Annotated in this window: 17 protein-coding genes; 5 read left to right on the top strand and 12 right to left on the bottom strand. The window is 67.9% G+C overall.

All coding sequences use genetic code 11. The annotated features are described in order from the left end of the window. Positions 1–15 precede the first annotated feature (15 nt). Positions 16–468: a VOC family protein gene (locus BLS34_RS08000; RefSeq protein WP_093149476.1), complete on the top strand. Its 453-nt coding sequence runs from the start codon at positions 16–18 to the stop codon at positions 466–468. A gap of 6 nt (positions 469–474) precedes the next feature. Here the strand turns inward: BLS34_RS08000 and denD are convergent, their stop codons facing one another. After that, positions 475–1,440, bottom strand: a complete 966-nt coding sequence (denD, locus tag BLS34_RS07995; protein ID WP_028793319.1) for a D-erythronate dehydrogenase — start codon at positions 1,438–1,440, stop codon at positions 475–477. A 40-nt stretch (positions 1,441–1,480) separates the two neighbouring features. After that, a complete protein-coding gene (gene otnI / locus BLS34_RS07990; protein ID WP_093149475.1) occupies positions 1,481–2,260 on the bottom strand; it encodes a 2-oxo-tetronate isomerase in 780 nt (259 codons plus the stop codon). A 109-nt stretch (positions 2,261–2,369) separates the two neighbouring features. On the opposite strand from otnI, the gene otnK reads away from it, so the two are divergent. Then, positions 2,370–3,644, top strand: coding sequence for a 3-oxo-tetronate kinase (gene otnK / locus BLS34_RS07985; protein ID WP_093149473.1), 1,275 nt, complete (start codon positions 2,370–2,372; stop codon positions 3,642–3,644). A 136-nt stretch (positions 3,645–3,780) separates the two neighbouring features. On the opposite strand, the gene BLS34_RS07980 is transcribed toward otnK, so the two are convergent. Beyond that, a complete protein-coding gene (locus BLS34_RS07980; RefSeq protein ID WP_051244014.1) occupies positions 3,781–4,683 on the bottom strand; it encodes a DMT family transporter in 903 nt (300 codons plus the stop codon). Between the two features lie 190 nt (positions 4,684–4,873). Then, a complete protein-coding gene (locus BLS34_RS07975) occupies positions 4,874–6,652 on the bottom strand; it encodes a M3 family oligoendopeptidase (RefSeq protein WP_093149471.1) in 1,779 nt (592 codons plus the stop codon). 212 nt (positions 6,653–6,864) lie between these two features. Here BLS34_RS07975 and BLS34_RS07970 point away from each other — a divergent pair, with 212 nt between their 5' ends. Further along, complete coding sequence (locus BLS34_RS07970; protein ID WP_093149469.1) at positions 6,865–8,658, top strand: AMP-dependent synthetase/ligase; 1,794 nt, start codon at positions 6,865–6,867, stop codon at positions 8,656–8,658. Positions 8,659–8,671: 13 nt separating this feature from the next. Here BLS34_RS07970 and BLS34_RS07965 read toward each other — a convergent pair whose 3' ends face one another. From BLS34_RS07965 to BLS34_RS07950, 4 genes are all read right to left on the bottom strand, one after another. Further along, positions 8,672–9,817 (bottom strand): DUF1513 domain-containing protein, encoded by a 1,146-nt coding sequence (locus BLS34_RS07965; RefSeq protein ID WP_093149467.1) that lies wholly within the window; start codon positions 9,815–9,817, stop codon positions 8,672–8,674. A gap of 2 nt (positions 9,818–9,819) precedes the next feature. Then, the gene (locus tag BLS34_RS07960) at positions 9,820–10,878 is read right to left on the bottom strand and encodes an imelysin family protein (protein WP_093149465.1); all 1,059 of its coding nucleotides are present in this window, start codon (positions 10,876–10,878) and stop codon (positions 9,820–9,822) included. Between the two features lie 9 nt (positions 10,879–10,887). Beyond that, positions 10,888–12,315: a di-heme oxidoreductase family protein gene (locus tag BLS34_RS07955; protein WP_215906065.1), complete on the bottom strand. Its 1,428-nt coding sequence runs from the start codon at positions 12,313–12,315 to the stop codon at positions 10,888–10,890. A gap of 100 nt (positions 12,316–12,415) precedes the next feature. Further along, entirely contained in the window at positions 12,416–13,678 is a 1,263-nt protein-coding gene (locus BLS34_RS07950) for an imelysin family protein (protein ID WP_093149464.1), read from the bottom strand. 463 nt (positions 13,679–14,141) lie between these two features. Here BLS34_RS07950 and BLS34_RS07945 point away from each other — a divergent pair, with 463 nt between their 5' ends. Continuing rightward, entirely contained in the window at positions 14,142–15,254 is a 1,113-nt protein-coding gene (locus BLS34_RS07945) for a porin (RefSeq protein ID WP_093149462.1), read from the top strand. A 48-nt stretch (positions 15,255–15,302) separates the two neighbouring features. On the opposite strand, the gene BLS34_RS07940 is transcribed toward BLS34_RS07945, so the two are convergent. From BLS34_RS07940 to BLS34_RS07925, 4 genes are read right to left on the bottom strand one after another with little or no spacing between them, the layout of a single operon-like run. After that, positions 15,303–16,085 carry an HpcH/HpaI aldolase family protein gene (locus BLS34_RS07940; protein WP_093149460.1) on the bottom strand — a complete coding sequence of 261 codons (783 nt, stop codon included), beginning with the start codon at positions 16,083–16,085 and terminating at the stop codon, positions 15,303–15,305. A 46-nt stretch (positions 16,086–16,131) separates the two neighbouring features. Next, positions 16,132–17,322 (bottom strand): O-succinylhomoserine sulfhydrylase, encoded by a 1,191-nt coding sequence (gene metZ, locus BLS34_RS07935; protein ID WP_093149459.1) that lies wholly within the window; start codon positions 17,320–17,322, stop codon positions 16,132–16,134. Continuing rightward, positions 17,319–17,519 carry a DUF1737 domain-containing protein gene (locus BLS34_RS07930; protein ID WP_038013644.1) on the bottom strand — a complete coding sequence of 67 codons (201 nt, stop codon included), beginning with the start codon at positions 17,517–17,519 and terminating at the stop codon, positions 17,319–17,321. Before BLS34_RS07930 ends, metZ begins: the two co-directional genes overlap by 4 nt. 12 nt (positions 17,520–17,531) lie before the next feature. Further along, the gene (locus tag BLS34_RS07925; RefSeq protein ID WP_028793309.1) at positions 17,532–17,957 is read right to left on the bottom strand and encodes a rhodanese-like domain-containing protein; all 426 of its coding nucleotides are present in this window, start codon (positions 17,955–17,957) and stop codon (positions 17,532–17,534) included. 224 nt (positions 17,958–18,181) lie between these two features. On the opposite strand from BLS34_RS07925, the gene BLS34_RS07920 reads away from it, so the two are divergent. Continuing rightward, entirely contained in the window at positions 18,182–19,192 is a 1,011-nt protein-coding gene (locus tag BLS34_RS07920) for a phytanoyl-CoA dioxygenase family protein (RefSeq protein WP_215906064.1), read from the top strand. Position 19,193 lies beyond the last annotated feature (1 nt).

Genomic DNA, 19,193 nt, shown 5'->3' with positions numbered 1-19,193 from the left:
TTTAAGGAGACTGCCATGACCGTCCCCCGCAAGGCGCGCGCCGTCGGCTTCAATCACGTGGCCCTGGAGGTCGGCAATATCGACGAGGCCCTGGAATTCTACGGAAAAATCTTTGATTTCAAGCTCCGCAGCAAGAGCGAGACCTCCGCCTTCATCGATCTGGGCGACCAGTTCCTGGCGCTGCAGCAGGGCCGCCGGCAGTCGCCGGACGACGGCCGGCATTTCGGGCTGGTGGTCGACGACCGCGACGCGGTGCGCGAGGCCCTGACCCGCGAGGGCGTCCAGGTCCTGCCCGGACGCTTCCTCGATTTCCTCGACCCGTGGGGCAACCGGATCGAGATCGTGCCCTACGACAACATCCAGTTCTCCAAGACCGACGCCGTGCTGCGCGGCATGGGCATGACGGATCTGGAGAAGAACGAGAGCGCGAGGAAGGAACTCGCCGAGAAGGGCATGGGTCCCGCCTGAGGCGGCTTACGCCACCTTGCCGCCGAGCTCGTCCTCGATGAAAGCGCGGATGATGCTCTGCATGTCGGTGTCGCGCTTGAAGCCCATGGCCTCGGCCCGCTTGGTCTCCAGCCGGGCCGGCCATCCGTAGACGATCTTCTCGATCGCCGGATCCTTCTGCCATTTCACCCGCGCCGCGACATCGGGGCCGGCGACCTCCGCCAGCGCGTCGACCATGCCCTTCACCGTGGCGGTGAATCCGGGCAGCGGCACCGTGCGCCACGGCCCGAAGGCCGCACCGTCCAGGTCATGGGCGTGGCGCGTGTTGGCGACGATGGTGCGCGGGCTGGCCAGCCACATCTCGGTCTCCGGCGCGACCGGACAGATCGCCTCGTCGCCCTGCAACGGCTCGCGGATGATCGAGCTGGCGAAGGTGGAGGCCGCCTTGTTCGGCTTGCCCGGCCGCACCACCACCGTCGGGTAGCGCAGGCTGCGGCCGTCCACATAGCCCTTGCGCGCGTAGTCGTTGACCAGCAGCTCGCCGATCGCCTTCTGCACGCCGTAGGAGTTCTGCGGGGTGATCTGCTGGTTGTCGGTCACCACGTCCGGCAGGTCGCCGCCATACACCGCGCAGGAGCTGGAGAACACCATCCTCGGTTTGTTGCCGTGCTTGCGGGCCAGTTCCAGGATTGTGCGGGTGGCGTCCAGGTTCACCGCCATGCCCAGATCGAAATCCGCTTCCGCCCCGGCGCTGACGACGGCGGCGAGGTGGAACACGCTGTCGGTATCGCCGCGGATCGCGTCGGCCAGCAGGTCCGGGTCGGTGACGTCGCCGACCACCGAGCGCACGCGGCCGTCTTCGGTCAGCTCGTCCGGAGCGGCGACCATGTCGGCCAGCACCACCTCCTCGACCCCGAGTTCGTTGTCGTCGAGCAGGGCGCGGGCGAGCTTCTTGCCGAGGAATCCGGCGCCGCCGGTGATCGCGATCTTCATGGTATCCGTCCCCTCATCAGGTCTTTTTCTGTTTCGGCGGTCAGCGGGTCAGCGCCTTGAACCAGCCCAGGCCTTCCACCGTCCCCGCCTTGGGGCGGTACTCGCAGCCGACCCAGCCGTCATAGCCAAGCCTGTCCATGGTCTCGAACAGGTAGGGATAGTTGACCTCGCCGATATTCGGCTCGTGCCGGTCGGGCACGCCGGCAATCTGCACGTGGCGGATGATGTCCAGGTGCTTCTCGAAGGTCTTGGCGGTGTCGCCCTGCATGATCTGGCAGTGGTAGAAATCGAACTGCAGCCCGACATTCTCCGCCCCCACCGCCTCGATGATGGTGCGCGCCTGCTCCTGGTAGTTCAGGAAATAGCCCGGAATGTCGCGGGTGTTGATCGGCTCGATGATCAGGGTCTTACCCGCCGCCGCCGCCTTGGGTGCGGCGCGCTTCAGGTTCGACACCAGCGTGTCGGTGCAGGCTTCCGGCGTCATGCCGTCGGTCATGATGCCGCTCATCACGTGCAGCAACTCGTTGCCGATCACCTCGGCATAGGCGAGCGCGGTGTCGATGGCGGCGTCGAACTCCTCCTCGCGGCCCGGCATGGCGCCCAGCCCGCGCTCACCTTTGGTCCAGTCGCCCGGCGGCAGGTTGAACAGCGCCTGGGTCAGGCCGGCGGCCTCCAGCTTGGCGCGGATCTCCACCGCCTCGTGCTCGTAGGGGAACAGGAATTCCACCCCGTCGAAGCCGGCCATCTGGGCGGCGTCGAAGCGGTCGAGGAAATCCACCTCGTTGAACATCATCGACAGATTGGCGGCGAATTTCACCATGGCGTCCCGATCCCGTGTCCTTATGATTTGCGCCAACGATACGCGGGCGACCGGGCGCGGCCAAGGCCCCGGAGGCGTCCATCACAAAAGCGACGATCGGGAGGACCGAATGGCACCAATCCTGGGCTGCGTGGCCGACGACTTCACCGGGGCGACCGACCTTGCCAACAATCTGGTGCGCGGCGGCATGCGGACGGTGCAGCTCATCGGCGTGCCGGGGCCGGACACCGACGTGCCCGACGTGGACGCCATCGTCGTCGCGCTGAAATCCCGCACCAACCCGGCGGCCGAGGCGGTGCAGATGTCCGTCGCTGCGCTGGACTGGCTGAAGACCGCTGGATGCCAACGCTTCCTGTTCAAATACTGCTCGACCTTCGATTCGACCGACGAGGGCAATATCGGCCCGGTGGCCGACGCCCTGCTCGACCGGCTGGGCGCCGATTTCACCATCGCCTGCCCGGCCTTTCCGGAGACCGGGCGGACGATCTTCAAGGGCCATCTGTTCGTCGGCGACCAGCTCCTCTCCGACACCCATATGCGGCACCACCCGCTGACCCCGATGACCGACAGCAACCTGGTGCAGGTGCTCGGCCGCCAGACGGAGCGCAAGGTCGGCCTGATCCAGCACCAGGACATCCAGCGCGGGGTGGAGGCCATCCGCGCCAAGGCCGCGGATCTGCGACGGGACGACTACGGCTATGCCATCCTCGATTCGGTGGATGACGACCAGCTCCACACCGCCGGCGAGGCGCTGGCCGATCTCGACCTGATCACCGGCGGCTCCGGCATCGCCATCGGTCTGCCCGAGGCTTATCGCAAGCGTGGCCTGCTCAAGGCGTCCGCCGGCGCGAACGAGGTGCCCGCGATCGCCGGCAAGGCGGCGGTGGTCGCCGGGTCCTGCTCGGCGGCGACCCTCGGCCAGATCGCGGAGTGGGAGAAGGCCCACCCCGCCTTCAACATAGACCCGCTCATGCTCGCCGACGGCGCCGACGTGGTGGGAGAGGCCCTCGCCTTCGCCCGCGCGCGGGTCGCCGACGGGCCGGTGCTGATCTACGCCTCGGCCCCGCCGGAAACGGTGAAGGCGATCCAGGAACGGCTCGGCCGCGCGGAGGCCGGCGAGATGGTCGAGGGCGCGGTGGCGCAGATCGCCAAAGCCCTGGTGGACGAGGACGGGGTGCGCCGTCTCGTGGTCGCCGGCGGGGAGACGTCGGGCGCCGTGGTCTCGGCCCTGGGCGTCACCGGCCTGCATATCGGCGCGCAGATCGACCCTGGTGTGCCGGGGACGGTGACCCTGGGCACGGCCGAGCCGATCGCCCTGGCGCTCAAGTCCGGGAATTTCGGCGCGCCGGACTTCTTCGAGAAGGCACTTCGGGTGATGCCGTAGCGGATTACCCGTCATCCCGGCGAGGCTCGGGCTCGACCCGGGCGTCGGCCGGGACCCCGCGTTCCCGGCAAGGTCCCGGCCCGCCTCCGGATCAAGTCCGGAGTCGTCCGGGATGACGAAATGGAGCGAAGCTAGTCTACAAACTGCTTCCCTTGATCTTCCCGCGCTTGATGCCGCGCACCCGCTCGCGGTGGATGATGTAGAGGCCGGACGCGGCGATCAGCCCGGCGCCGACGAAGACGTTCCAGCCGGGGATCGTGCCGAAGACGAGGAAGCCGAAGGCCATGGCCCAGATCATCGCGGTGTAGTCGAACGGCGCCACCACCGAGGGCGGCGCAAGACGGAACGCCTCGGTCATGAAGATCTGCGCCACGCCGCCGAGCAGGCCGATGCCCATGAGGATGGCGAGATCCTCGGCGGTCGGCGTGACCCACTGACCCGGCATGGCGAGCAGACACAGGCTGACCACCCCGCTGCCGACCGTGAAATAGAAAACCGTCGCCGCCGACTTGTCGGTGGCTCCCAGCTTGCGCATGGAGATCATCGCCACGCCGTAGCCCAGCGCCGATCCGACCGCCAGCAGGGCGACCGGATCGAGCGTCCCCGTGAGCGGCCCCAGGGTGACGACCGCGCCGGCGAAGCCGACGGCGACGGCGCCGAGCCGCCACACGCCCACCCGCTCGCCCAGCAGCGGGATCGACAGCAGCGTGCCGAACAGCGGCGCGGTGAAGGAGATCGCCACGTAATCGGCCAGCGCCATCTGCGACAGCGCGTAGAAGCCGACGAACATGGAGACCAGCCCCGAGGCCGTCCGCACGAAGTGCCAGCCCGGACGCCGGGTCTTCAGCGCCGAAAACCCGCCCTGCATCGGCAGATAGAACAGCAGCGGGATCAGCGCCGGCCAGCAGCGGAACAGGATGACCTCGGAGGTCGGATAGCGGCCCTCCAGCAGCTTGATCATCATGCCCATCGCCGAGAACCCGGCGACGGCGACGATCTGCAGGACAATCCCTCGCACCGCGGCGGCATCGACCGTCACGGGGGGACCGGGAGGTGTATTGGAGGCGTCAGACGGCATCGGCTCGGTCCGGCAAGGCTGCCGCGACCGGGTGACGCGACTATTCCTGAAAGATGCGCCCGATCAGTCGGTTAGAAAAGCACCAATCATGGGACCGAGCCATGCGACGGGTGCGCAGCTGTCGCCGTCCGCCCCCGCCGCCCGGGTCGGCTCAGTCCATCTGCTCCAGCTCGTCGATCATTCCCTCGATCACCGTCAGCCCCTTGCTCCAGAAGGCCGGGTCGGAGGCGTCGAGGCCGAACGGGGCCAGCAGTTCCTTGTGCCGCATCGTGCCGCCGGCCTTCAGCATGTCGAGATACTTCTTGGCGAAGCCCTGCTCGGCGTCCTGGTAGACCGCGTAGAGCGAGTTCACCAGACAGTCGCCGAAGGCATAGGCGTAGACGTAGAACGGCGAATGGATGAAGTGCGGAATGTAGGACCAGAAGACCCGGTAGCTGTCCTCGAAGTTGAACGCCGGACCCAGGCTCTCGCGCTGCACCTCCATCCAGATGTCGCCAAGCTGGGTCGGGGTCAGTTCGCCCTCGGCCCGGGCGTCGTGCACCCGCTCCTCGAAGGTGTGGAAGGCGATCTGGCGGACCACCGTGTTCAGCATGTCCTCCACCTTGCCGGCCAGCATCACCTTGCGCTGGGCCGGGTCGGTGCGCTGGGCGAGCAGCGAGCGGAAGGTCAGCATCTCGCCGAACACGCTGGCGGTCTCGGCCAGGGTTAGCGGGGTGTCGGACATCAGGTGCCCCTGCGGGCCGGCCAGCACCTGATGCACGCCATGGCCCAGCTCGTGGGCCAGGGTCATCACGTCCCGGGTCTTGCCCTGGTAGTTCAGCAGCAGATACGGGTGGGCCGCCGGCACCGTGGGATGAGCGAAGGCGCCGGATGCCTTGCCCGGCCGGGCCGGCGCGTCGATCCACGGGTTGTCGAAGAACCTCCTGCCAACCGCCGCGAGATCCGGCGAGAAGGCCGCATAGGCGTCCAGCACCGTGTCGCGCGCCGTTTCCCAGGAAATGGACGCGTCGTCGTCGTTCGGCAGCGGCGCGTTGCGGTCCCAGTAGTCGAGCTTGTCGCGGCCGAACCACTTCGCCTTGATGGCGTAGTAGCGGTGCGACAGTTTCGGATAGGCGTCGCGCACGGCCTCGACCAGGGCGTCGACGACCTCGTCCTCGACCGCGTTGGACAGGTTGCGGCCGGAGATCGGGCGCTTGTAGTGGCGCCACTTGTCGTCGATCGCCTTGTCCTTGGCGAGCGTGTTGGTGATCAGCGCGAACAGGCCGACATTCTCGCCCAGCACCTGGGACAGGCTCTCGGCCGCCTTCTTGCGGACCGCGCCATCGCGGTGGCTCAGCTTGTCGAGGATTTCCGACGTGGTCAGGGTCTCGCCGTCGAACGGAAAGCGCAGGCGGGCCATAGTCTCGTCGAACAGCCGGGTCCAGGCGGCGCGGCCGGCGACGTACTTCTCGTGCAGCATCTGCTCCAGCTCGTCGGAGAGCTGGTGGTCGCGGAACGCCCGCACCTCGCGCAGCCACGGCGCGTAATGCGCCAGGGCGGGGTCGTCCATCTTGGCGGCCAGATCGGCCTCGGCGATGCGGTTGATCTCCAGGGTGAAGAACAGCAGCTCGGTGCTGATCGCGTTCACCTTCTCCTGCATCGACTGATAGAACTTGCCGATCTCCGGATCCGACATGTCGCCGGCATAGCGCAGATGGGCGTAGGACATGATCCGGCCCAGCACTTCCTCGATCGCCTCGTACTCGGCGATGGCGGCGGCGAGATCGGCGCCGCTCAGCCCGGCCACCTTGCCTTCCAACGAGGCGCGGAAGGATTTCGCCTTGTCGGCGGAGCGCTCAAGATCGCCGGCGAGTTCCGGCCCGTCCGGGCTCGGATAGAGGTCGGCGAGGTCCCATTGCGGCAGGGGACCGAGGGTCGAGGCGTCCGGCATCGGGCGAGTCCTTCGGGTGGTTTCCGAAACGTAAGGTCAACGGCGACTTGGCATCACCGCCCCTTAACGCGATATAGAGGTTCGGACCGGCGGCGCCAACCGTCGGGCCGAACAGGGATGTGCATTCTCGACCAAGAGCCGTGGCAAACGTCACAGAACGGCCGTTAAGTCTGCAAAGAATGCGGCAACGAAGGCCGAACGGGGGAAACCGCATGGATTACGCCGCCATCACCAACCTGCCGACGATGTTCTTCGGCCAGGCCGAGGCCCTCAGCGGGAAGCCGTTCCTGTGGGCCAAGATCGACGGGCAGTGGACCTCCTGGAGCTACGGCGAGACCCGCGACCAGGTGATCCGCCTCGCCCGGGGGCTGATCAAGATCGGCATCGAGCCCGGCGACCGGGTGGTCGTGGTGTCCGACAACCGGCCGGACTGGGCGGTGGTCGACCTGGCGGTGATGTCGATCGGCGCGATCACGGTCCCCGCCTATACGACCAATACCACCGACGACCACCTCTACATTCTCGACCATTCAGGGGCCAAGGCCGCGATCGTGAGCACCTCGCGTCTGGCCCGCCGGGTGATACCCGCCGCCCGCAGCTCCGAGAATTGCGGCATCGTGATCACCATCGAGGAACCGGCCGACACCACCGCCGGCGGCGTCGACCTGCATGGCTGGCACGAGGTGATGGCGCTCGGCGACGGAGACGGCACCGACATCCCGGCCCTGGCCGCCGGCCTCGCCAAGGACGACACCGCCTGCTTCATCTACACCTCGGGCACCGGCGGCCGGCCGAAGGGCGTGATGCTGACCCACCGCTCGCTCCTGGCGAACTGCGACGGCGCCTATCACCTGCTCAAGGAATACGACCTGGGCGACGAGATCTTCCTGTCGCTGCTGCCGCTGTCGCATTCCTACGAACACACCTGCGGCCTGTTCTTCCCGATCTCCATCGGCGCGCAGATCTACTACTGCGAGGGGCCGGACCAGCTCGCCGCCAACCTGCAGGAGGTGCGGCCGACCATCATGACCGCCGTGCCACGACTCTACGAGGTGCTGCACGACCGCATCCTGCGCGGCGTCGAGCGCCAGGGCGGCAAGTCGGCCAAGCTGTTCCACGAGGCCGTCCGCCTGGGCCGCAAGCGCTACGAGGATCCCGACAGCCTCTCCCTGTGGGAGCGGGTCTACGACTGGATCCTGTCCAAGCTGGTCCGCAAGAAGGTGTCCCAGCGCTTCGGCGGCCGGCTCAAGGCCTTCGTCTCCGGCGGCGGGCCGCTGAACCCCGATATCGGAAAGTTCTTTCTCGCCCTCAACGTGAACCTGCTGCAGGGCTACGGCCAGACCGAGGCGTCGCCCGTGGTCTCGGCCAACCCGCCGGGTCGGATCAAGATCCACACGGTGGGTCCGCCGCTGAAGGGCGTGCAGGTGAAGATCGCCGAGGACGGGGAGATCCTGGTCGCCGGCGACCTGCTGATGAAGGGCTACTGGCACGACCCGGACACCACCGCCGCCACCATAAAGGACGGCTGGCTGTACACCGGGGATGTCGGCCATATCGACGAGGACGGCTATATCGTCATCACCGACCGCAAGAAGGACATCATCGTCAATTCCGGCGGCGACAACATCTCGCCGGCCCGCATCGAGGGCAAGCTGACCCTGCAGCCGGAGATCCTTCAGGCCATGGTCTACGGCGACAAGCGCCCCTACCTGGTCGCCCTGGTGGTGCCGGAGGAAAGCTTCGTGGAGGAGTGGGCCTCGGCCAACGGCAAGACCGCCAACCTCTCGGTGCTGGCCGAGGACGAGGGATTCCGCAAGGCGCTGTCGGCGGCCATCGACCGGGTGAACACGGACCTCGCCCAGATCGAGAAGGTGCGGCGGTTCCAGGTGGCCACCGAACCGTTCACCACCGAGAACGGCATGATGACCCCGACCCTGAAGATCCGCCGCCACAAGATCCGCGAGAACTACTACGAGCGGCTCGACCGGCTGTACGGGAAGGGCTGACGGCGGGCTCCCGTCAGGGCGCGGCCATCAGGTGATTGTCGAAGGCGGCGACCTCGGGCGCGCGGGTCCAGCGCACCGCGACGCCGTTCGGACCCGCCGAGACATGGCCGATCCGGGCGATGCCGGTGGAGATCACGAAGCCGCCGGCCTCCCGGCCCTTGGCGATGGCGCAGCCGTCCGGCGCCTCCACGGAGCCCAGGAAGCGACCGTCCTCCGCCGCCCAGAAGGCGAAGAAGCCGCCGCGCGGCAGACCGGCGCCGACCACCGACCCTGAAGGGTCGAAGGCCACGTCGCCGGTATACTGGCGCGAGCGCAGGGCCAGGACCTCCGGCAGGTCGAGCAGGCGCGGCGCCGTGCCCTGCGTCGCGGTGCCCTGCGTCGTGGTGCCCTGCGTCGAGGTGAGCGCGATCAGCGGAACGATGTCGCCTTCCGGCCCCTCGTACTGCATGGCGACGGCCACCGACTCCCGGTGGGTGGCGACGTGGCGCATGCTCAGCTTATGCAGCTCCTCGGGCAGCACCAGAACCCGCTCGGCCGCGGTGCCGTCGGGCGCCACCCGGGCCAGGGTCGGCTGCATGGTCGGCAGGTTCAGCTTGATCCGGCCGCTGTCCGGATGCGTGAGGATGCCGCCATTGGCGACCCAGAGCGATCCGTCATCGGCGGCGCGGCGAACCTCGTGCGGGCCGATGCCGGCGCTGTCGATCTCTCCCACCCGGGCATAGCCGGCGGCGGCATCCCAGACGCCAAGCACGCCGCGGTCCTCATCGAAGGCGTTCTCGGTGGTGTAGAGCAGCCGGCCGTCGGCGGAATAGGCGGCATGGCCGTAATAGTGCCGGGTGTCCGGCAGGTCGAGTTCGGCCCGGACCGCCCCGGTGTCGCCGGCGACCACATAGCCGAAGCGGCCGGGGCGGCGGGCGACCACGGCGACGTCGTCGCCGCCGGGGCGCGGCACCACGCCGTGCCCCCGGTCGGGCAGCGGTTCGACGAAGCTCGCCTGCCCGTCGGCGTCGATGCCGACAATGCCGAAACCGCCGGCGGCCAGTTTCGCGGTGGTGACCACCACCGGCCGGGCAGCGGCGACCGCCGGAAAGGCGCCCAGAGCCGGCAGGCTGGCCAGGGCGGCCAGAATCCCGCGGCGCGACAGCAGAGCGTCGCCCATGGTCAGTCCCCGTCCATGGCGTTGAACCCGCCGGCGATGCCGATCGCCGGGCCGACCTTCTGGACGATCAGCGCCTTCAGGGCGGAGACCTGGGTGACCAGCTCGTCGAGGACCGGCTGCATTGCCGGGTCGACCACCGCCGCGCTGAGCGGCCGGTCGACCTTGTCCGCCGTCTCCCGGGTGATGCGGAACGCCTTGGTCATCAGGTCGGCAAGCTCGGTCTCACCGCTCCGGCGCAGGGCCGCGTCCAGCCCCCGGGACTCCTCCGGGGCCTCGGCGCCGCCGTGATAGAAATCGGCCACCGCGGCGAGGTCGGCGCGGACCAGATCCATGGAGAGCTCGCTGCGCCAGGCCTCGGCCCGGTTCGGCCGGGCATGGCCGCTCTCCTCGCCCAGCGGCCGCTTCAGGCGCAACCGCAGGATGCCCTCGAGCGAGGCCGTCGCACCGGTCATCAGCGCGGTCAGGGATTCCGAATAGGTGAAGTACACCCCGGCCCCGCTGCCCGGCGCCACGAGCGCCTTGCGGAACGGGCTGTCGCCCTCGGTCCATTCGGTCAGGATCTCGCCCGCCATGGTGTGCAGGTTCGCGGCGATCGGTCGGGCGATGAAACAGTCGTCCACCCCCTTGCCCTCGTAGATCAGCCGCTCCAGCGCGGGAAAGCCCTGGACCCCGACGGCGGCGGAGGCGATGTCCGGCGTGCCGCCCACGCTGCGCAGATCGATCAGCGCCCGCTCGATCCGGTTGCGGCTGTCCGGCCAGAACTGGATGCGGAACTGCCGATCGAAAAAGGTGACGGGTCCCTTCACCACGTGCCGCGCGCCGGCCCAGGCGAGCCAGGCCTCGGCGAAGGCCGCCTTGACCGCGTCGGTCGCCAGCGCACCGCCGGCGCAGGCGGTCGTCACCGCATCGGCCAGGGCGCCGGTCTTGGCCTCGAACGCGCGGTAGGCCGGGATCACGTTGCCGTCGACCAGATCCTCCACCAGCTCCTTCGGCACGTCGGCGCGCACGCCCTGCGCCGGCAGAAGCCAGAAGACGGTGAACAGAACGGCGAGGAACCGCATCGCGGCCTCCTAGAGCGAGTTGATATAGGCGATCAGGGCGTCCCGGTCGGCGGGGTCGAGGCCGACCACATGGTCCCGCGCCGCCTGTGCCTCGCCACCATGCCACAGGATCGCCTCCAGCACCGACCGCGCCCGGCCGTCGTGCAGGAAGTTGGTGTGCCCGTTGACGGTCTGCGTCAGGCCGATGCCCCAGAGCGGCGGCGTGCGCCACTCGGACTGCGTCGCATCGCCTTCCGGCAACCCGTCGGCCAGGTCCGGGCCCATGTCGTGCAGCAGCATGTCGGTGAAGGCGTAGATCGTGTGGCCCGCCAGCGCCGGGTCCGCCGCATCCGCCGCCGTGGTCAGGCTGGGGCGGTGGCAGCTTGCGCAGCCCGCCTCGGCGAAGACCGACTGGCCGCGGGCGACGGCGGGATCGGTGAGGTCGCGCCGGGCCGGCACCGCGAGGTGGCGGGAGTAGAAGACCACCAGCTTCAGCATGGTCTCGCTCACCTCCAGGCCGGTCGCCTGGCTGCCGCCGTCCGGCGCGTCGCGGCAGAGCGGCTGGCGATCGGTGCAGTCGCCATGGCCGAAGGGGAACGCCGTCGTCGACAGGCCCATATCGCCGAGGAAGGCCGCCTGGGTCTGCTGCCGCAGGGTCGGCTGCGAGGCCTTCCAGCCGAAGCGGCCGAGCATCAAGTCGCCGGTCTCCGCGTTGGTCACTTCGGCCGCGCGGCCGGAGATGCCGTCGCCGTCCGAATCCTCCGGATCGGCATAGGCGGCGATCTGCTCGGCCGGCACCGCCTCCAGCAGACCGAGGCCGATCATCGGCGGCGCCATGCGGACCGAAATCCGGGTCTCCGGGTCCATCGGGCCGTACCCGAAATCCGCGACGGTCCAGTCCGGACGGCGCAGGGACACCTCGGTGCCGTCGGCGAGGGCGACCAGTTCCTCGGTCCAGGCGACATGCGGGCGCCCCTCGATGGGGAGGCCGGCGACGGCGAAGTCCTGAAGCTGACCGCCATAGACCGGGTCCGGCCTGGTATCGCGCGGCCCGATCGGGATGCCGAGACGGATCAGCATCGAGACCGCGTTGTCCTCGGGGAAGTTGGCCGACGGCGGATGGCCGCGCCCGTCCTTCAGATGGCAGCGCTGGCAGGCCCGCGCGTTATAGAGCGGCCCCAACCCGTCGGAGGATTTGGTAGAGGCGGGGGCGGTGACCCAGAGCTTCTTGAAGATGCCGTTGCCGACCTTGAAGTCGAGCTCCTTCTCGAAGGGCAGCGTCGCCGAGGAGTGGGAAAACGCGTTTGCGTCGGGGGCATGCGCAGAGGTGGCGTCGCCCGCCGGCAGGCTGCCGGCCGGATCCGCGGTCGTCTCGCAGACGGTCGCCAGCAGCATCGAAGCGGCGAGGCCGGTGAGAAGTACGGCGGTGAACGCGCCCGTCACCTGAATGCGTCGCATGACCCTAAACACCTGGTCGGTTTCGGCGAAAAGGGGCGGTCCGTTGCCGGACCGCCCAAGTTGCCATGCTTCGACTAGAGAGTGATCGCGTCAATCCCGGTCACTGAAAAACAGCGGCGGGATTGTCCAAACTGTCCGATCCCTCGATCGAGAGATTGTCCAGCCCGAGCGCCGCGACCGCGCGCTCGATCTCACGTGTCTGAACCAGAAGGGCGGTGATGGCGGCATCGACCCGGGCGTTGCCGGCCTCGTTGCCTTCGCCGATCTGCTGGTCGTATGCCTCGCCCGCCTCGGCGGCATCGGCCATGTCGGTCATCTTCGCCATGGTGTCGTTCAGGGCAGCCGACAGAGCCTTATCCAGCTCCGCATCGGTCGCGGCCACCAGGTCGGAGACGCTCGGCCCCTCGACCACGCTGCCGTCGACACGCTCATAGCGGCCCTCGTAGACGTTCTTCACGCCCTGGGCATCGTAGTAATGCGACCAGTGGGTGTTGTCGGAGAAGCAGTCATGCTCTTCCTCCGGATCGTGCAGCAGCAGGCCGAGCTTCATGCGCTCGCCGGCCAGCTCGCCGTAGGACAGGCTGCCCATGCCGGTCAGGATCATGGCCAGACCGCCCTTGTCGCCTGCCTCCATGAGCTGGGCGCGGGCGGCACCGCCCTCGGCCCAGTTGGCCACCATCTCTTCCAGGTCGGCGATCAGCAGATCGGTCGCGACCTTCAGATAGTCGGCGCGACGCTCGCAGTTGCCGTGGGTGCAGTTCTGCGGGTCGAAATCGGTATAGGGCCGCGCGCCGGCGCCCGGGCCGGTGCCGTTGAGGTCCTGCCCCCAGAGCAGAAATTCGATGGCGTGGTAGCCGGTGGTGACGTTCGCCTCGACGGCATCCAGTTCATGCAGTTCCTGGATGACCGCCATGGTGATCTTCGGCGTCTCCAGGGTGCTGCCGCCGAGCTTCAACGAGGGATTGGCGATGACGTTGGCGGTGTAATACGGGTTGTCGTCGCTCGACGCGCCGTACTTGCCCGGATCGACATAGTCGATCAGCCCCTCGTCCAGCGGCCAGGCATTCACCTTGCCTTCCCACTCGTCGACGATCGGGTTGCCGAACCGATAGGCCTCGGTCTGCTGATACGGCACGCGCGCGGCCTTCCAGGCCTGCTTCGCGTCCGTGAGGGTCGCTTCGGAGGGCGAGGCGATCAGGGCGTCCACCGCGGTCTCCAGCCGCTTCGCCGTGATCAGCGAATCCTCGTAGGCGGCGTGGGCGATGTCGGAATAGGTCTTCAGAACCGCATCCGCCGATGGGGCCGCGGCCTGGGCCGAGATCGGTGCCAGGGCCAGAAGCCCCGCCATCATCCAGCGTCTCATTGAACTTTCCCCTCTGTCGGTCAGATCGCCGGCGGACGCGCCGCCGGTTCGTTGGCTTGCCTTGGACCTCCGTGGACGTCCCGGTAGTTTGTTATTGCAAGCCATTCGCAATTGCAATAACAAAATGCGAATGATTCGCATTAATCCGTACCGGACCAACAATTTGTAGGAGACCGATGGCCGAAGCAGCGAAAAACCCAACAGGTCAAACGGACGACACATCCATACATCAAGCACCCATCAGGCCCGCTCAGCGCGGCGTCTGCACCGGGGGGCGGGGCCGTCGGCTGCGCATCCATATCGGGGTGGAGTCCCAAATTGCAATGTTATAACATTGCTATTATAGAGACAGAGACACTGACCTAAAGTCAGAGTACATTTTGCCGTTGCAACTCATTTGCAACGGCGTCCGCAACCCGCGATCTGTTCGCATCAGTTTGTTGACCCTCTGGAGGGGGGAACCATGAACCAACCATTTGGCTTGGTACGGTGGCGGCCGGTCGGCATCGCCGCATCGGTGCTCGCAACATTTGCCCTGGCACCGTCCGCCGGCGCGGCGGAAAAGCTCTCCGTCGAGATCGGCGGCGAGTACACCCAGTATTTCGGCTATGTCGATAACGACACGAACAGCGGCGACTTCACCGGGTTCGACGTAAAGACCGACGGCACTATCGTCTTCGGCGGCGAGATCACCCTCGACAACGGCCTGTCCTTCGGCATGGAAGTCGGCCTCGACGCCATGTCCTCGGGCGGCGACCAGATCGACGGCTCGATTCTCTATGTCGAGAGCAGCGCCGGTCGGCTCGAGATCGGCCAGACCGACACGGTCGCGGCCCTGATGCACTATTCGGCCCCGGACGTGGGCTACGGCATCAACGACAGCGACATCTCCGACTGGGTGGTCAACCTGTCCGGCGGCGATGCGGATTCCGCCTTCCAGTCCACCTATCTGTATTTGGGCGAAGACCAGGCCTCTAAGATCAACTACTTCACGCCGCGCTTCTCCGGCTTCCAGTTCGGTGTGTCCTACATTCCCGAATTCGAGCGCGACAACAACGTGCAGCCGGCCGGCGACCTCTACAGCGACGGCATCGCGTTCGGCGCCAACTTCGTCGAGGAATTCGGTGGAGTCGAAGTGGCCGTGGCCGCCGGGTACCTGTTCGCCGACAAGCCGGACAGCGTGGGCGCCGCCGGCAACGACGCCGAGGGCTACAGCTTCGGCGCCAACCTGACCTATGCCGGCTTCACCGTCGGCGGGTCCTACGCCAACACCCAGGGCAACCCGGGCGGCGGGACCGATACCGCGACGTCGTTCGACGGCGACGGCTTCGACATCGGCGTGGCCTATGCTTTCGGCGATGCCTCGGTGTCCCTGTCCTACTACCAGGGTTCGGTCGAGGACAGCGTCGCCACCGCCGGCGACAGCGATCACAACACGATCATGCTGTCCGGCGCCTACGACCTCGGCCCGGGCGTGACCGTGCTGGGCTCGATCTTCCGCAGCGAGTTCGAGGCAGACAGCGGCGCCGACAACGAGGGCTGGGCCGTCGTCACCGGCATCACGCTGGAATTCTGAGACCGACCGAGGCGGCCGGCCGCGATCGGCCGCCTCTTCTCCGCACGGCTACAGCAGGCCGCGGACTTCCTTCGCGCGTGCCCGCGCCCCGGCCATCAGGAACGCCAGATCGCTTCCGGCTAGGACCATGAGCACCCCCATCTCCACATAGCGCTGCATGACCGGCGGATCGTAGATCCCGCCCATGCCCGCGAACTTCCCGTGGGTCCGGCAGGCGTCGAGCATCGTCTCGTAGGCCCGGATCACGTCCGGATGCTCCGGCTGTCCGGGGATGCCCATCTCCATGGTCAGGTCGCTGGTGCCGATCAGCAGGGCGTCGACCCCGGGCACGGCAGCGATCTCATGGGCGTTGGCGATCGCCGTCGGCGTCTCCAGCATCACCACCAGCAGGGTCTCGCGGTTCACCGCCTCGGCGGTGTCAGCCACCGGATGGCCCTCGAAATCGAGCTGCGGCAAGGCGCCGGTGACCGAACGGTGGCCCAGCGGCGGATAGCGCATGTTGGACACCATCTGAGCCGCCGTCTCCGCGTCGTCCACATGGGGCACGACGATGCCCTGGGCACCGCCGTCGAGCACCCGGGTGGCGTGGAAATGCTGGAAGCCAGGCACCCGGACGATCGGTGTGATGCCGGCGTCCTGGGCCGCGACACAGATCTGCACCGCAGTGTCCACGTCCATGGAGTTGTGCTCCATGTCGATGAACAGCCAGTCGAACCCGGCCGTCTTCATCGCCTTGCCGATATCGACGGTGCGCGCCTGGCGCAGGCCGACGCCGAGCGACAGCTCGCCGGCGCGCAGTTTGTCCAGGGCGTGGTTCTTCAACTCGAGCATGGCCGTTCCCCTCCGTGAGCGCCCGGGTCGGGCGCCCCTCGAAAGGTCAGGAGGCCGCCGCCAGGGCTTGCGCCAGATCCTCGGTCAGGTCGTCGGGGTGTTCAAGACCGACAGACAGCCGGATCGACCCGTCGGTGATGCCGCAGTCCAGCTTCTCCTCGACCGGGACCTTGGCATGGGTCGTGGTCGACGGATGGCAGGCCAGCGACTTGGCGTCGCCGAGATTGTTCGACAGGTCGATGACCTTCAGGCTGTCCAGCACCTTGAAGGCCGCCGTCTTGCCACCCGCGACCTCCATCGCCACAAGGCTGCCGAAGCCGCGCATCTGCCGCTTGGCCAGGTCGTGCTGCGGATGGTCGCTGCGGCCGGGATAGCGTACCTGCAGCACTTGGCTCTGCCCGGCGAGCCAGTCGGCGACCTTGGCCGCCGTGGCGCTCATCCGCTCCACGCGCAGTTCCAGGGTCTCCAGCGACTTGGCCATGACCCAGGCGTTGAACGGGCTCATGGACGGGCCGGTATTGCGGTAGAACGGAATGAAATGCTCGTTCATCCAGGCCGCCGAGCCCAGCACAGCACCACCGAGGCAGCGGCCATGGCCGTCGATATGCTTGGTGGCCGAATAGACGACGATGTCGGCGCCGAGGTCCAGCGGGCTCTGGAACAGCGGGGTGGCGAAGACATTGTCGACGATCACCTTCGCCCCGGCGGCGTGGGCCAGCTCGGAAACGGCGGCGATATCCACCAGGTCGAGCATCGGGTTCGACGGGCTTTCCAGCAGCACGGCATTGGCCGGCGTCGACAGGGCGGCCTTCCAGGCCTCCAGGTCGGTGCCCTTCACGAACTGCGTTTCCACGCCCCATTTCGGGAGGATCTTGGCAACGATGTGGTGGCAGGCGCCGAACAGCTCGCGGGCGGCGACGACCCGGTCGCCGCTCTTGAGCTGACAGGCCAGGGCCGAGAAGATCGCCGCCATGCCGGTCGCCGTCGCCCGGCACATCTCCGCCCCTTCCAGGGCCGCGAGGCGCTCCTCGAAGGTGGTGACCGTCGGGTTGCCGTAGCGCGAGTACATGTAGACGTCGTTCTCGCCCTTGAACGCCGCCTCGGCCTCGGCGGCCGAATTGAAGACGAAGCCGGAGTTCAGGTAGAGCGCCTCGGCGGTCTCGTTGTTCGGGCTGCGCGCCAAGCCGGTGCGCACCAGACGGGTCGCTTGGCGCCAGCCGTTCGTGTCGGAAGTCACGCGGGCGTCTCCTTGGGAAGAGGCGGCAGGTATTCCGGCAGCACGACCGCCTGGGAGACGATCACGCCGTCGGGTCCGTGGGTGATGCCGGGCGAGCCGTAGAGGACGTAGCCCTCCTTCAGCGCGTCGCCGACCCGCACGCAGAATGCGGCGTCGTCGGCCCCGGTGAGCAGTCGATAGATCTTGCGGTCGGCCATGGTGCCTCCCTCTCAGCCCTGCTGCCAGGGCAGGCCGTTGGCCCGCCAGCCCGCCACGGTGTTGCGGTGGCCGTCCTCGTCCTTTGGTCCTTCGAAACCGTCGGAGATGTTGCGGCAGTCGCCGTAGCCGGCCTCGGTCAGCGCGATGGCGGCACTCTTGGAGCGCTGGCCCGACCGGCACATCACCAGAACCGGCACGTCCTTCGCCTGGATCGACCGGCGGACCGCCTCGACGAAGCCGCCGTTCGGCGCCATGCCCGGGAAGGTCTGCCAGGAGATCAGCACCGGCTCCCGGCCGAGGCTGCTCAGATCCGGACGGCCGACAAACGTCCACTCTGCGTCGGTCCGCACGTCCAGCAGCACCGCGCCGGCGGTGTTTCTCAGAATCTCCATCGCCTCGACGCTGGTTACGTCGCCGGCATACCCGTCGCCCGTCATGGTCCGATCCTCCCGTGACTGTCGCGTGCTGCAGGGCCACTCCCATAGCCCCTGGGGTCCCGCAGGACAACGATTCTGAGCCGTCCCGTCCGTATTCGGTATCTTGCCGTCCGGTTCGCGCAGCCCCTACGCTTCGCGCATCATAAAGCACACCGACCGGTCGCCAAACCCGCCGCGAACAGGCGGGCCAAAAACAAGACCGGCGGAACCCGAGGGAGGCTGCCGTGACTGTTGCGATCACGAAATCCGTCGACCGCCGCGATCTACCCAGGCCGACGACGGACCTGGATCGGGCGCGCGCCGATATCGACCGTTTCGGATACTGCCTGCTGCAGGACGCGGTGCCGGAGCCGCTGCTTGGCCGGGTGCGCGCCCGCACTCAGGCCCAGGCGGACGCGGAGAAACAGCTCGACCATGCCTTCGAGGATGGCGGCGCCGACCAGCAATGGGGCGCTTTCCGCGACGCGCAGGGCCGGATCCGCGCCGACGCGTTCAAGGCCCGCAACGGCGGTGTGAACCAGCGGGTCTGGATGCTGGCCAACAAGGGCGCGGTCTATCACGAGGTGCTGGAGCGCGAACCGGTCCTGGATCTCGTCGGCCATGTGCTCGGCGATGCGTTCCAGCTCTCCGCCTTCAACGCCAACATCGCGCGGCCGGGCAGCGTGCCGATGAACCTGCACACCGACCAGTGGTGGGCACCGATCCCGCATCGACCCGACCGCCGGCCGCTGCCGATCGGCTCGACCAACCGGACCACCTTCGACCGCGACCCGAATCTGGCCCCCGACGACGTGCCGCCGATGATCGCGCCGGCCGCCTGCGCCCAGGTGATCGTCATGCTGAACGACTTCACCGAGACCAACGGCGGCACCCGGATCGTGCCGGGCAGCCACCTCTGGGGCCGCCATCCGGATCCGGAGCTGGACGGCGATATCGAGACGATCGCCGCCGAGGGACCGGCCGGCACCGCCGTCATCACCGACGGACGGATCTGGCACGGCACCGGCGCCAATTCCGGCAACACCGACCGCTGGGGCCTGCTGGTCACCTTCTGCGGGCCGCAGTTCCGACCGCAGGAGAACTACACCGTGGGGCTCAGCGACGCGATGTACGAGGCGGCCTCCGACCGGGTGCGCGCCCTGCTCGGCTTCGGGGTCTGGTGGGCCTATGGCCGCACCGGCGATCCCACGGTGGAACAGATCGCCCGCCGCCCCGCGCTTGGAGAACTCGGCTGAC

The organism is Thalassobaculum litoreum DSM 18839 (assembly GCF_900102465.1).
Taxonomy (GTDB): Bacteria; Pseudomonadota; Alphaproteobacteria; order Thalassobaculales; family Thalassobaculaceae; genus Thalassobaculum; species Thalassobaculum litoreum.
The sequence above is the reverse complement of the archived record's forward strand: the minus strand, read 5'-3'. Positions and strand labels throughout refer to the sequence as shown.